Origin of the sequence: Kitasatospora sp. NPDC004799 (assembly GCF_040609095.1) — a bacterium.
GTDB lineage: Bacteria > Actinomycetota > Actinomycetes > Streptomycetales > Streptomycetaceae > Kitasatospora.
In genome coordinates this window covers 1-12,968 of sequence record NZ_JBEXJK010000238.1, presented here as the reverse complement: position 1 = coordinate 12,968, position 12,968 = coordinate 1, and the positions used below count along the sequence as shown (strand labels likewise).

At 72.4% G+C, this 12,968-nt stretch carries 18 protein-coding genes and 1 tRNA gene; 16 read left to right on the top strand and 3 right to left on the bottom strand.

Annotation, left to right across the window (positions count from 1 at the left end; all coding sequences use genetic code 11):
- Positions 1-64 precede the first annotated feature (64 nt).
- Positions 65-205: a hypothetical protein gene (locus tag ABZW03_RS26250; protein WP_355263033.1), complete on the bottom strand. Its 141-nt coding sequence runs from the start codon at positions 203-205 to the stop codon at positions 65-67.
- The gene (locus ABZW03_RS26245) at positions 202-1,050 is read right to left on the bottom strand and encodes a GntR family transcriptional regulator (protein WP_355263030.1); all 849 of its coding nucleotides are present in this window, start codon (positions 1,048-1,050) and stop codon (positions 202-204) included. The genes ABZW03_RS26250 and ABZW03_RS26245 overlap by 4 nt, the downstream gene beginning before the upstream one ends.
- Positions 1,051-1,586: 536 nt before the next feature.
- On the opposite strand from ABZW03_RS26245, the gene ABZW03_RS26240 reads away from it, so the two are divergent.
- The 15 genes from ABZW03_RS26240 to ABZW03_RS26170 all read left to right on the top strand — a co-directional run bounded on the left by ABZW03_RS26240 (position 1,587) and on the right by ABZW03_RS26170 (position 11,958).
- Positions 1,587-1,856: a hypothetical protein gene (locus ABZW03_RS26240; protein ID WP_355263027.1), complete on the top strand. Its 270-nt coding sequence runs from the start codon at positions 1,587-1,589 to the stop codon at positions 1,854-1,856.
- On the top strand, positions 1,853-2,500 hold the full coding sequence (locus tag ABZW03_RS26235) for a hypothetical protein (RefSeq protein ID WP_355263024.1): 648 nt from the start codon (positions 1,853-1,855) through the stop codon (positions 2,498-2,500). The genes ABZW03_RS26240 and ABZW03_RS26235 overlap by 4 nt, the downstream gene beginning before the upstream one ends.
- Complete coding sequence (locus tag ABZW03_RS26230) at positions 2,497-3,786, top strand: hypothetical protein (protein ID WP_355263021.1); 1,290 nt, start codon at positions 2,497-2,499, stop codon at positions 3,784-3,786. Before ABZW03_RS26235 ends, ABZW03_RS26230 begins: the two co-directional genes overlap by 4 nt.
- A 90-nt stretch (positions 3,787-3,876) precedes the next feature.
- A complete protein-coding gene (locus tag ABZW03_RS26225; RefSeq protein ID WP_355263018.1) occupies positions 3,877-4,029 on the top strand; it encodes a hypothetical protein in 153 nt (50 codons plus the stop codon).
- A 91-nt stretch (positions 4,030-4,120) separates the two neighbouring features.
- Positions 4,121-4,510, top strand: a complete 390-nt coding sequence (locus ABZW03_RS26220; protein WP_355263015.1) for an RNase adapter RapZ — start codon at positions 4,121-4,123, stop codon at positions 4,508-4,510.
- Between the two features lie 11 nt (positions 4,511-4,521).
- Positions 4,522-4,695: a hypothetical protein gene (locus ABZW03_RS26215; protein ID WP_355263012.1), complete on the top strand. Its 174-nt coding sequence runs from the start codon at positions 4,522-4,524 to the stop codon at positions 4,693-4,695.
- 155 nt (positions 4,696-4,850) lie between these two features.
- Positions 4,851-5,600, top strand: coding sequence for a hypothetical protein (locus tag ABZW03_RS26210; RefSeq protein WP_355263009.1), 750 nt, complete (start codon positions 4,851-4,853; stop codon positions 5,598-5,600).
- An 18-nt stretch (positions 5,601-5,618) separates the two neighbouring features.
- Entirely contained in the window at positions 5,619-6,053 is a 435-nt protein-coding gene (locus tag ABZW03_RS26205) for a hypothetical protein (protein WP_355263006.1), read from the top strand.
- Complete coding sequence (locus tag ABZW03_RS26200) at positions 6,053-6,748, top strand: hypothetical protein (protein WP_355263003.1); 696 nt, start codon at positions 6,053-6,055, stop codon at positions 6,746-6,748. Before ABZW03_RS26205 ends, ABZW03_RS26200 begins: the two co-directional genes overlap by 1 nt.
- Before the next feature lie 208 nt (positions 6,749-6,956).
- Positions 6,957-7,328, top strand: coding sequence for a hypothetical protein (locus ABZW03_RS26195; RefSeq protein WP_355263000.1), 372 nt, complete (start codon positions 6,957-6,959; stop codon positions 7,326-7,328).
- Between the two features lie 153 nt (positions 7,329-7,481).
- Positions 7,482-7,676, top strand: coding sequence for a hypothetical protein (locus tag ABZW03_RS26190; RefSeq protein ID WP_355262997.1), 195 nt, complete (start codon positions 7,482-7,484; stop codon positions 7,674-7,676).
- Positions 7,677-7,862: 186 nt separating this feature from the next.
- Positions 7,863-8,150, top strand: a complete 288-nt coding sequence (locus ABZW03_RS26185; RefSeq protein ID WP_355262994.1) for a hypothetical protein — start codon at positions 7,863-7,865, stop codon at positions 8,148-8,150.
- The gene (locus ABZW03_RS26180) at positions 8,147-10,123 is read left to right on the top strand and encodes a DUF3987 domain-containing protein (protein WP_355262991.1); all 1,977 of its coding nucleotides are present in this window, start codon (positions 8,147-8,149) and stop codon (positions 10,121-10,123) included. The genes ABZW03_RS26185 and ABZW03_RS26180 overlap by 4 nt, the downstream gene beginning before the upstream one ends.
- 255 nt (positions 10,124-10,378) lie before the next feature.
- Positions 10,379-10,564, top strand: coding sequence for a helix-turn-helix domain-containing protein (locus ABZW03_RS26175; RefSeq protein WP_280675284.1), 186 nt, complete (start codon positions 10,379-10,381; stop codon positions 10,562-10,564).
- Positions 10,564-11,958: a site-specific integrase gene (locus tag ABZW03_RS26170; RefSeq protein ID WP_355262987.1), complete on the top strand. Its 1,395-nt coding sequence runs from the start codon at positions 10,564-10,566 to the stop codon at positions 11,956-11,958. The genes ABZW03_RS26175 and ABZW03_RS26170 overlap by 1 nt, the downstream gene beginning before the upstream one ends.
- 153 nt (positions 11,959-12,111) lie before the next feature.
- On the opposite strand, the gene ABZW03_RS26165 is transcribed toward ABZW03_RS26170, so the two are convergent.
- Positions 12,112-12,192 (bottom strand) — tRNA-Tyr (locus tag ABZW03_RS26165).
- 216 nt (positions 12,193-12,408) lie between these two features.
- On the opposite strand from ABZW03_RS26165, the gene ABZW03_RS26160 reads away from it, so the two are divergent.
- Positions 12,409-12,897 carry a YajQ family cyclic di-GMP-binding protein gene (locus tag ABZW03_RS26160; protein ID WP_355262984.1) on the top strand — a complete coding sequence of 163 codons (489 nt, stop codon included), beginning with the start codon at positions 12,409-12,411 and terminating at the stop codon, positions 12,895-12,897.
- The last annotated feature ends 71 nt before the right edge of the window (positions 12,898-12,968 follow it).

Sequence of the window (12,968 nt, the reverse complement as noted above, 5' to 3'; positions counted from 1 at the left end):
GGATACCCGGTGCCGCCCCTTCGCACAGGAAGTCGGCCCAGCCGACTTCCTGTGCGGCACGCCCTCACGCTTCTTTACGGTCGGCATCGGTTGGATCCGGGGCGGGGAGGCCGGCGAAGACCGAGCACACCGGGCCGTCGAAGTCGAGCAGCACATGCTTCACCGGCCGCAGCACGTCAGCGAGTTGCCGAGGGGTGGCGTTCACGGCTGCCGCTCGTACGCGATCGTGCTCCACACGCTGTCGAACCACATCTGGGCCTGCTGAACGTACTGCGACCCGAGCGAGGCGTCGTCCGGGCCGGCGGCGTGGTGGAACAGGGTGGTGTCCTTGCCGGTCACGTCGTAGAAGGTGTGGGCGGTGTCGTCGATCGCCACGGTGCGCTCGCGGAGCGGGTAGAAGCCGAAGAAGGCCTCCGACCGGTTCAGGATGTACAGCTTGAACAGGCTGGACGCCCGGTGGACCTTGACCTGGACGCTCGCCTTCTGGACCAGGCCCAGCTCGGCCAGCATCTCCACCGAGTGTGCGATCCCGCCGGCGTTCGTCAGCGCGATGTTGCGCGCGCGCTGCCGGAGGGCGGCCTCGTCCTGGAGGCCGTCGACCAGGACCGGTACGGCCATCGGCGCCGTGGTGTCCGGCAACAGCAGCCGGACCGTGATGGACTCCGGCGCCAGCCGTCCGGAGCGGACCTTGTCGAGCGGCTCCTGAAGCGCGTTGTGCAGCGTCTCGCTGGAGAATCCGGCGAAGTCGAGCGTCACCTGCTGGTGCTCGAAGGCGGCCTCCAGGTGCGGCCGCAGGCCGACCGGCCGAGAGGTTCTCTCGCGCACGAAGGAGCCACTCCCCTGCCGGGTCACGATCAGCCCCTCGGTGCGGAGCAGGTCGAGCGCCTTGTCCACCGTGCCGCGCGCCACGCCGAAGTGCTTCGCCAGCTCGGGGCCGGAAGGCAGCTTGTCGCCGGTCTCGAAGCCCGGCTTCTTCGTGAGGATCGAGGCCCGCAAAGAGCTGCTGACCTGCTGATACGGGGGGCGCGAGTCATCCGGGTCTAGGGCCATACGCCAATGCTAGGGGAGGTGCCCAACAGGCGCGAGAAACCCAACTCTCTTGACCTGCCTAAGCAGGTTGCCTATGTTGTGTGTGTCGCACCGAGTGAGACAGGGGCGACACAGAGGGGCCTTCTTTGGGCTGCTCTGACCTGCACGAACGCGCCCGTGAATGGCCGGCTACTGCCGTGTCCAGGGCGAAGGGGCCCGGGACAGATCGGGCCGAGGTACCCGGCGCCTTGGCAGTCCGGAGGGCAAGACCGAAAGGTCGCGCCGTCCGCGCCTGAACGGGAGCTCGCTCCCGCAAGAGGACGGCATCACGGGCCAGCACCGCTCCGGCGGGATGGGGCCCGAGCTGTGAACGAGTGACTTTGGCCCGGCCCTTCCGCTCGCGGTTGGGCCGTGGCCATGGCTACTCGTGCACCACGAGTAGCTGGGCCCGCATGAGTTGGGCCGCCGCGCTCCCGGCCAAGGATCGCGCGGCGGCCCTCAGGCCCACCCCCTTCGAGAGAGGAGGTAGACCCGTGAGGTCGATTGTTGCAGGCCAGATGGCCTTGAACGAGGACGAGTTCGCCGAGCTGGCGCTCGGTCTCGCCGGCGACTCGGAGTTCACCCGGCTGTTCGCCGGCGTGCCCGGTGAGGGCGACGTCGAACGCGAGGCCCGGATGGACGCCGCAGACGGCATCCTGGCGGACCTGCGCCGGGAGGACCCGGAGCTGGCCGCCTACGCCGAGCGCCTGCTGACCATGGCCCCGGTGCCGCTGCGGCGCCCGGCCGTGATCCGCCGCACCGCCAGCGTCGCGCGGGTGGCGGCGTGAACGACACCCTGAACCGCACCGGCTGGCACTTCGACGCCCGCAACGGGATGACCACCCGCAACCCCCGTCCGGCGCTGCCGTCGGGGGTGACCGTCACCGCGGCCCTGAGCCTGCCGACGGACGAGTTGCGGCAGACGCTGGCGGCGCACGAGGCCGGGCACGTCGCGGTCCTGCTGCACTTCGGGATCCCGTTCCAGAGCGTCTACATCCGCGACGACCTCGGCCTGGTCCCGGACCGCGCCGGGAACGGCGGAGCGGTCGTCCTCGGGTCCTCCTGGTCGGGCCCGCTCTACAGCGCCCTGGTCATGCTGGCCGCCGGCGAGCGGGCCCAGGACCGGTGGCTGCGGGAGAACGGCCGGTGGAACACCGCGCGCGGTTGGCTGACCGAGCTCGGTGCCATCGGCGACCGCCGCGAGATCTACCGGGCCGTGGACGAGGTCACGGGCCGGGACGTCACCTTCGGTGCTGGGGACGACCCGTGCCGGGACCTGGCCGCGCTGCACGACCACACCGACGCCCTGCTCGACCTGCTCTGGGAGCGGGTCGGCCGGGTCGCCGACGCGCTGAACGGGCACGGGCAGCTGACCGGGGAACAGGCCGCCGAGGCCGCCGGTGTCTCCCTGAAGGCGGGGTGGCGGCGGTGAGCGGGCTGAACGAGTACCGCGCCGAGCGGCGCGAGGACCGCCGGGCCGAGCGGGCCGACGCCCGGGCGGACCTGCGGGAGGAACGCGAGCAGAAGCGGCTGGACGCCGAGGCGGCCCGCCGGCAGCGCGAGGCCGACCAGCGCGCCGCCGAGCAGGCGAAGGAGCGGCGCCGGGCGGCGCGGGCCGCGCGGTTCGGCCGGGTGACCGGCTGGGTCGCGGCGAACCCGGCGCGGGCGTTCGTTCGGCTGGTGCAGGCGTGCTCGATCGTGCCGGCCGTGGTCTCGCAGGTCGCCGCGCTCGACCACGCCGATGTCGCGCTGCTGCTGGCGGTGCTGCTGGCCGCGATGCTGGAGGGCGGCGCGTGGGCGCTGGTCGCCATGGGCGCCCAGGCCGAGGGCGGACGCTCCACCCGCACCTACCGCCTCGGCGCGTGGACGGCCGGGGCCGTCGCTGCCGGGATCAACTTCGCCCACGGCTGGACGCAGTACCCCGACGCCCGGTGGGTCGCCGCCGTGCTGGCCCTGTCCAGCATCGGCGCCGTCTGGCTGACCGACCTGCAGACCCACGGCGGCCGCGGCCCGACCACGGCCGAGAAGAAGGCGGCGAAGGAGCGGGCCGAGCACGCCCGCCACCGGGCCGAGCACCACCCGAAGGTGCGGGAGGTCGCGGACCGTCTGCTGTCCGCCGCCGCTTACGGAGCGTTGTCGCCGGACGAGGCGTGGCGGATCGCCTGGGAGTACGTCCACGGCGTCACCGTCCCCGGTCTGACGGCCGAGCTGCTGGCCCGCAGGCTCAACGCCCGCGCCCGGGTCGCGGAGCTGAGCGCGCTCCCGGCGCCGGCGGACCTGTGGCCGGGAATGCCCGACGACCCGTTCCCCGCCCTCACCCTCCCGCTGCCCTCCGGACCGTCCGACGGCGTCTACCTCGACACCGTTCCCGACGGCCTGCGGAACGCTTCCCCGATCACGACGGAAGCGCTCGAAGCCCTTTACGGAAACGGGTCGGGCGTACCCGTACCGAAGCCCGAAGAGCCCGACGACGGGTCCACGACCGACGGCGGCGGGAACGCTTCCGCCCCGGCCGGGGAACGCGTCTTCGACCCGGCCGACATCGCCCGGGTCCGGGTGCTGGCGGCCGGCCTCGCCGCCGCCGGCGAGGAGCTGTCGACCCGCAAGGTCCGCTCCCTACTCGGCTGCCGTACCGGCTACGCCGTCCGCCTGTGCGCCGCCGTCAAAGCCGAGCGCACCGCCTCCGGCAACGACACCGGCGAGGAGAACGCACGGTGACCACCGGCAGCACGCTCCTCGCGGCCTGAGTCCCTCCAACTCACCGCCCAGGCAAGCAACTTCACCGGATTCCCATCCCGGGAGACACCCATGTCCGACGCCATGAAGCGCTGCGACTACTGCGACGAGGTCAAGCCGGACGTCACGCGCCGCGTGGACCCGTTCGACCTGGAGATCAACGACCGGGAGACGGTCGTGCCGCTCTGCGACGACTGCTACCAGCTCCGCTTCGACGAGATCTGACCCCCGCCCCGGGCGGCGCCCTCCGGCACAACCCGTAAGGCGCCGCCCGGCCCCTGCCTGCTCCGTCGACTCCAACGAGGAGACCCCCGCCATGGCCCTGACCGATGTCCGCCTGGTCAGCTTCGGCTACCTCCACGGCGCCCCGCCCGCGTTCGCCCACCTCGTGCTCGACCTGCGACACCACTTCCGCGACCCGCACGTCTCCCCGGACCTGCGCCACATGACCGCCGACGACCTGCCGGTGCGCCAGGCCGTGCTCGGCACGCCCGGCATCCGCGAGCTGATCGGCGCGACCGCGCTGCTGGCCGAGGCGTTCGACGCCGGCCCGGCCGAGTCGCCGCTGAACATCGTCGTCGGCTGCGCGGGCGGCCGCCACCGCGCCCCCACCGTGGCCGTGGCCCTGGCCAAGCGCCTCGGCAAGACCGGCATCACCGTCCACCTGGGCCACCGCGACCTGGCCAAGCCCGTCATCGACCGCTGAGGGAGCGCGTGATGCAGCTCTTCCGCCGCAACCAGCAGCCCCAGAGCGGCCAGCAGCGCCGGGCCGCCGACGTCCGCCGCGCCGACCGCGAGGGCCAGCGCCAGATCGACTCCCACCGCACCAGCCAGAGCACCACCGCCTGGCACCGCGCCCCGGCCGCCCGCGCCTGGTGGCGCTCCTCCTGACCCGCCCGAGGGGCCCGGCTCCGGCCGGGCCCCTCCCTGAGAGGAGAACAGACCGTGATCTCCATGCTGCTGTGCTGGGCGTTCTGGGTCATCGACCTCGCCCTGGCCTGCTGGGCCACCAGCCTGCTCGCCCGCCGGGGCCGGGGTGGGCGGCGATGAACGTTCCCCCGCCCCCGGACGAGCCGCCCAGCGTCGGCATGCCCGGGCCCGAGCCCGAGCCCGTGGTCGAGTGGTGGCGCAAGAGCTGGCCGTCCAGCGCGCTCCCCGCCCAGCGGACCACCGAGCCCGTCGGCTCCCGGAAGGCCGACGCCGACGATGATGCCGCCGACCAGCCCGACGAGGACGACGGCCAGGGCCAGCCCGAGCCCCCGGCCACGGACGAGACCACCGACCAGGAGCGGTACGACCTGCGGACCGTGGCCGAGAGCCTGCGCCTGCTGATCAGCCAGACGCCCGAGGAGCAGGCCGAACGCGCCCGCAAAGAGCGCGAGGACCAGTTCCGCGAGCAGGGGGAGACCCCCGAGGAGCGCGAGGACCGGCACCGCGCCGAGCAGCTCGCCCAGAAGCGTCGGGCCTCCGTGCTGTGGCGTCAGCCCCAGTCCGAGCGCGCCCGCCGGTTCCGCCGCTGGTGCATCCTCACCACCACCTCCGCCGTGCTCGGCTACCAGATGGGCGCCGTCCAGCTGGCTGCCCGCATGCCCCTGACCGTCGCCGCGCTCGCCGCCGGCGGCGCCTGGCTCATCGACCTGCGGATGCGCGGGTGGGGCCACGTCCGGGTCTCCGAGGTCCGCGGCTTCCCCGGCCTCACCATCTTGGTCCTCGTGCGAGTGCCGTTCGCCTCCGCCCTGGTCGGCGCCCTCGGCCTGGCCCCGCTGATCACCCTCCTCTCCACCGCCCACCACTGACTCCAGGAGATCACCACCATGGACTCTCAGCTGCTCGGTTCGTTCGGTTCCGGCGGTCTCTGCCTGGCCATCGCCGTGTGGATCATCCTCGGCAGCCGCAAGGCCGACAAGCAGGGCAAGCTCGCCAAGAAGCACAAGGAGGAGCACACCGCCTGGCTGATGATCGTCTTCGGGATCTTCGCCGCCGGGGCCGGGCAGGCCTTCAGCGCGCCGGGCACCGTCGGCGAGGCTCTCACCCACGCCTTCACCTCGCAGAGCGCCGCGTTCGGCAACGTCGGTGCGGGAGCGGTCGCCGCGATCCTGACCATCGTGCTGTTCGGCACCAAGCCCGGCCCGGTGAAGGACTCTACGCTCGGCGCCACCGTACCGTCCGTCTACGCCGCCGCCGGCGGGATCTGGGCCCTGCCGCTCACCGTGATCGGCTCCGTCCTCAAGAGCCTGGTCGGTGCCTGATGAAGCCTCTCCGCTACCTGGAGGGCGCCTCCCTCACGGCGTTCGGCCTGGGCAACCGCCTGATCATCCGCATCGTCCGACCCCACGTGAAGGTCACCCGCCAGCAGGTCGGGGGAGCGCTCGGCCTCGGCCTGTTCTTCTCCCCCGTGCTGGCCCGGCCCGTCGCCCGGTACGCGCCGACCACGGTCGCCGTCGTGCTCGTCCTGTGGGTGATCGTCGCGGTCGCGGTCGGCAACACCAAGGCCGCTGCCGAGCTCGCCGAGGCCGACAAGGCCGCCCGGGAGAAGGCGGCCAAGGAGAAAGCCGCAGCGAAGGGCAAAGCCTCCTCCGGGGCCAAGACGGAGGACTCGGAGGAGGCCTCCTCCGAGGAGGTCGACGACCAGGGCGACGAGCCCCAGGACGCTCCCTCCGATGCCGACCTCTACGCCCTCATCCGCTACGTCGCCGGGATGTCCGACCAGGGCACCGCGGCGCACCTCTCGCACGTCCTGGAGGAGGGCCAAGCGCGGGGCCTGTTCGAGGCCTGGACGGTCTCCGACCTGAGGGCCCACCTGGAGGACCTGGGGGTGGCCCTGATCGAGGGCAAGAAGCTGACCTTCAGCGGCCGCCAGCGCAACCGTCTCGCGGTCCAGTTGGAGGCTCTCCCCGAGAGCGCCCCGGGCACCGTCCCGGCGGTGCTCCAGGGGACCTCCTGACCCCTCTCCCCCGCCCTCTCCTGGCACGCCGCCCAGGGCAACGGTAGGACGGTAGGAACCGCAGGTCAGCGCGCGCCTACCGCCCGCCCTACCAGCTCCCTACCTACCGCCCTACCCTGTACGGACCGGCATCCGCCAGAAGGGGCTTCCCCGCCCGGGCGCCCACGTTCGGCCCTCCGGCCGGCGACGGTTCTGCCATGCTCGGCAGATGCCGTACGAGTACTGGTGCGGGGTCTGTCGCACCGTCAGCGAGCATGTCGGCGAGGCCGAGGCCGAAGCCGAGCGCCGCGCTCACATCGCCGCCGTGCACCACGGCCGACGCCCCGACCGCGAACGCATCCGGGACCTCCAGCCGGTGCCCCGCGCGCCCCAGCACCTGTCTCGCCGGTTCGGCGCGACCCCGGCGCTCGCCGTCGTGGCCGTGATCCTCGCCGCGCTCATCGCCTGGTCCCTCCACTTGGACCCTCCCGCCGCCCCGCACTCCCCGCCCCGGCCGGCGCTGCCCACTCCTCAACCATGGGAATCCCTCTTCTCCAACTCCGGTGCCAGCGCCGGTATCCCGGCCCATCCCGGGCCCTAACCCACCCCCTCCTTCCTACGCCGAAGCGGCGGCCTGGCAACACCCGGCCGCCGCTTCGTGCTTCGCCCTGCGCTCGCCGCCCTGGACACCCACCGCACCGTGTCAGACGCCCTCGCTTCCGCCATCACAACCGCCTGACGAAAGGCCCCGAACATGTACGCCGAGCACGACCTTGACGAGCACGACGAGTTCGACGCCAGCAGCCTCGGGGACTGGTCCCCGGGCGAGTGCGACAACTGCGCCGGCGGCGAGCCCGTCGAAACCCCGATCGGGCTCCTGGGCTGCGCCTGCCTGATGGGCCAGGGCGCCGCCCCCGCCGACTGCGTCTGCGGTCCCGGGCGCGACTGACCGGTTGTGCCGATCGCCGTTCCGCCCGTCCCTCGCCTCCGGGCGCGGTACGGGCGGAGCGGGGGATGGACAGCCCGATCCCGCACAACCAGCCTGCACAGCACGAAGCCCCGCACCAGCCGCCTGATCTTGGCAGAGAGTCGGCCGGTGCGGGGCCGTGCATCCCTTCACAGAGATGGGACCAGCATGCCCCGAAACCCCATCGGCCCGCAGCACGTCTGCGAGGCCGCCCACCCCGAGGACGCCAGCCCCTGCGAGGGCCCGCGTGACGCCGTGACCGTCGTCGACCGGAACGGCGACGCCGCCAAGGCCTGCGTGCACCACGGCACCCGCCTGTACGCCAGCCTCATCGGCCCCCGGGTCTACCCCGGCAGCGTCCCCGACGCGGCCATCGAGGTCTTCAACCGCGCCCAGACCACCTCCGCGTTCGCCTGGCTCGACCACCACCAGCTCTCCAGCGAGGTCGAGCGGTGAGCGAGTACGCCCCGAACGTGATCCCGTTCCGGCCCGAGCCCGCCGAGGTGAAGGCCGCCGAGCAGGCCGTCATCGGCGCGGCCCTGCTCGATCCCGCCCAGATCCCCGCGCTGGCCGCCCAGCTCGGCGACCCGAGCGCGTTCCACCACCTCGCGCACGAGACGATCTGGCGCGCCATCACCCGCATGGCCGACGGCGAGCGGCCGGTCGACCCGCTGCTGCTGGCCGGTGTCCTGCGCGCCCAGGGAGACCTGGGCCGCGTCGGCGGCCCCAGCTACCTGCACACCTGCATCGCGGCGACCCCCACCGCCGCGAACGGCGACTACTACGCCGAGGTCGTGCGCGTGGCCGCCGAGCGGCGCCGCATCAACACCGCCACCAGCCGCCTCGCCCACATGGCCGGCGACGACCAGGCCGACCTGGACGCCGTCCGCACCGCCGCCCTCGCCGCCCTGGCGGACCTGGCCTCCGGCGAGACCTGGCTCGACCCCGTCCCGCTCGGCTCCCACGGTGCCCTCCCAACGTTCCCCGTCCGGGCCCTGCCCGGGTGGGTGGGCGCGTACGTGGAGGCGGTGGCGGAGTTCACCCAGACCCCGGCCGACATGGCCGCCACCATGGCCCTGGCCGCGCTGTCGACCGCCGCCGGCGGCCGGGTGAACGTGGAGATCCGGCCCGGCTGGCGCGAGCAGTCCAACCTCTACCTGGTCTGCGCGATGCCCCCGGCCAGCCGCAAGTCCGACGTCTTCGCGTTCATGACCGGCCCGGTCTACCGGATCGAGGACGAGCTCCGCGCCGAGGCCCGCGCCCGGATCATCGAGGCCGAGACCGCCAAGGAGACCGCGCTGGCCGAGGTCGAGGCCCTCATGGCCAAGGCCCGCAAGAACCCCGACCTCGACCGCGCCCACCTGGTCGCCGAGATCTCCGGCGCCCGGATGCTCGCCGACGAGATCGTCGTGCCGCCGAGCCCGCGGCTGACCCTCTCCGGGGACATCACCCCCGAGACCGTCACCCACCAGCTCGGCGTCCACCGCTGCCTGGCCGCGCTCTCGCCCGAGGGCGACCTGTTCGACAGCATCGTCGGCCGCTACAGCAGCAAGCCCAACCTCGGCGTCTTCCTCCAGGCCCACAAGGGCGAGCGGCTCCAGGCCGACCGGATCACCCGCGAGCAGCCCACCGTCGACAAGCCCGCGCTCACCATCGGCGTCACCCCGCAGCCCGCCGTCCTCCAGGAGCTCGGCGCCGCGCCCGGGGCCCGTGACCGCGGCCTGCTCGCCCGCTTCCTGTACTCCCTCCCGCCCTCCAACCTCGGCTACCGCAAGATCCGCACCACCCCCGTCCCCGAGCCGGTCGCCACCGCCTACGACGTCCGCCTGTCCGGGCTCCTGCGCACCCTCACCTCGCTGGACGAGCCGGTCACCGTGAAGATGACCGAGGCCGCCGACCTCGCCGTGGAGAAGCTCCAGGAGAAGTTCGAGGTCCAGCTCCGCCCGGACGAACCGCTCGCCCACATCAAGGACTGGGCGGGCAAGCTCGTCGGCCACATCGCCCGCATCGCGGTGCTCCTCCACCTCGCCGACCACGTCGGCGGCGACTGGCGCGCACCCGTCCAGGCCGCCACCGTCGACCGCGCCGCCGAGATCGCCGAGTACTACACCGCCCACACCCTCGCCGTCTTCGACCTCATCGCCGCCGACCCCGCCACCGAGGACGCCCACGCCCTCCTCCAGTGGCTCCAGCGGCCGAGGAAGGACGGCAGCCACCGCACCCACATCAAGGCCCACGACGCCGTCGCGTCGTCCCGGCGGTTCAAGAAGGTCGCCGACGTCGAACCCGCGCTCGCCCTCCTCGAACAGCACGGCTGGCTCCGCACCGACCAGCCCCCGGCGAACAACCAGCGCGGACGACCGCAGGCCGTCACCTACCGTGTCCACCCGGCGCTGAGCGCCCCCACGGGCGCGGACTCGATCACGTAACCGTCAGGAACGTCAGGACAAAGCCCTGACCTGGCGATACGCCGCCGGACGAGCCGTCAGGGCACGTCAGGGCTGTCAGGGATAGCCGAGATCTCCTGACAGCCCTGACAACCCCTGACGCCCGGCCAGGAGTCGTATCGGCAGGTCAGCGAGTTCCCCTGACATGCCTGACGTCTTCCGCCCTCCACCGCCGCCCGCGAGAGGGCTCGCAACACTCCGCAGCCACCCTCCGCACCCACAGCAGGAGACTTCGCCATGCCCAAGCGCGAACTGCTCAAGCTCCCCGTCGTGCTCGCCGAACTCGGCATGTCCCGTGCCGCCTTCTACCGGATGCGCGCCCGGGGCCAGGCGCCGCGCCTCATCAAGCTCCCCAACGGCCAGGTCCGGGTCGACCGGGCCGACCTGGACGCGTGGCTCGCCGCCTGCGAGGTGGCCGCCTGATGCCCACCTCCTACAAGGTCACGTTCTGGGACCACCGCCACCGCCCGGACCGCCGCAAGCCGTGGATGGTCCGATGGACGGTGGCCGGGCGGGAGTTCTCCGAGTCCTACCTGTCCAAGACCCAGGCGGACGGCCGCAAGGCCGAGCTGATCACCGCCGCCCGGTCGGGTGAGCCGTTCGACGTCGACCGGGGTCTGCCGCTCTCCGAGCTCCGCAAGGAGAAGCAGATCACCTGGTACGAGCTCGGCCGGCGGTACGTCGAGGCCCGATGGGAGGGGGCTCCGGCCAAGACCCGCACGACGTGGGCCGATGCCCTCGCCACGGTCACGTTCGAGCTGGTGAAGTCGAAGGCCGGCATGCCGGACAAGCGGATCGTCCGTCGGGCGCTCTACAGCTGGGCCTTCAACGTGCACGCGTGGGGCGAGGAGCCGCCGGCGGACTGGGCCAAGGCGCTGGCCTGGGTGCAGAAGCAGTCCGTGCTGGTCTCCGCCTTCGAGGAGCCGCCGATGGTGCGCCGCCTGCTGAACGCCCTCGCGGTGAAGCTGGACGGCAAGAAGGCCGCCCCGTCGGTCATCCTGCGCAAGCGCCGCATCCTCGGCCACCTCTTCGGCTACGCGGTGAAGGAGGGCTACCTGGCCGCCAACCCGCTCCCGACCGTCCAGTGGCAGCCGCCGGAGACCGAGGAGGAGGTCGATCCCGGTGTGGTGGTCAACGAGGACCAGGCCGCCGCGCTCATCGAGGCGGTCGGGCGGCAGGGGAAGCGCGGGGCCCACCTCCGGGCCTTCTTCGCCTGCCTCTACTACGGCTGGCTGCGGCCGGCCGAGGCCGTGTTCCTCACGCTCGCGCGCTGCCACCTCCCGGTCGAGGGGTGGGGCTACGTCGTCCTGGACGAGACCCGGCCGCGAGTCGGCTCGGCCTGGACGGACGACGGGACGTCGCACGACAAGCGCGGGCTGAAGCACCGGGCCGAGAAGGCGACCCGTCGCGTCCCGGTCCCGCCCGAGCTGGTGGCGATCCTGCGGGAGCACGTCGCCGCCTTCGGCGCCGCGCCGGACGGGCGGCTGTTCCGGACGTCCAGGGGCGGGATGGTGCAGGAGAGCGGGTACGGGGTCGTCTGGCAGCGGGCCCGGGCCGAGGTGCTCTCGCCGGCCGACTGCGCGACGAAGCTCGGCAAGCGGCCGTACGACCTGCGGCACGCGGGGATCTCGCTCGGGCTGAACTCCGGGGTCGACCCGACGGAGGTCGCCCGGCGGGCGGGGCACAGCGTCGCCGTCCTGCTCCGGGTCTACGCGAAGTGCCTGCACGGCACCGTCGAGTACGCGAACGAGCTGATCTCGAAGCGGCTCAACCGGAACCGCACGGCGCCGCCGCCGACCCCGGATCCTGGTCCGTAGCTGGTCCGGATGTGCTGGTCAGGGCCGGGATTCAGGCGGAATCAGGTGAGACAAACCACTCATAACGGGCATCCGTCATAGCCGCGCGTTCGAGCGCACGAAAAGAGCCCCTGATCTGCGTTTCCGCAGATCAGGGGCTCTTTCGTATCCCTGTGGCTGGTGCAGGGTTCGAACCTGCGTAGCTTGCGCGACAGATTTACAGTCTGCTCCCTTTGGCCGCTCGGGCAACCAGCCAGGATCTTTGTTTCCCGGGGCGTTCGCCCCGTTCGACTTGGTAAACCATACCCGATCCCGGGGGGTGCTCCGCCACTCGATAGATCACGCGACGATCAAGGAATCTCGGGCGACCGCTACGGGCGGGGCCGGTGCGGCGCTGGATAGGCTGGGGCCGCGGACGCCCGGTGGGCGGGCCGTGCCAGTGAAGCCAGAGCATCAAGGAGACCAACACCCATGGCCGACTCCAGTTTCGACATCGTCTCGAAGGTCGAGTGGCAGGAGGTCGACAACGCGATCAACCAGACCTCCCGCGAGATCGCGACGCGCTTCGACTTCAAGAACGTGGGCGCCGAGATCAGCCGCTCCGGCGAGAAGATCGAGATGAAGGCGAACGGCGAGGAGCGCGTGCGCGCCGTGCTCGACATCCTCCAGACCAAGTTCGTCAAGCGCGGCCTGTCGCTGAAGGCCCTGGACGCCAACGAGCCCCAGCTGTCCGGCAAGGAGTACAAGATCTTCGCCAACGTCAAGGAGGGCATCACCACGGAGGACGCGAAGAAGGTCGCGAAGATCATCCGTGACGAGGGCCCGAAGGGCGTCAAGGCACAGGTCCAGGGCGACGAGCTGCGCGTCAGCTCGAAGAGCCGCGACGACCTCCAGGCCGTGCAGGCCCTGCTCAAGGGCAAGGACCTGGACTTCGCGATCCAGTTCGTGAACTACCGCTAGGTCGGGCGCCGGCCCGCGGGAACGCGGGCTCCGAGCGGCCACCGGGCGCGGCGGGGCGCGGTGCCGAGGAC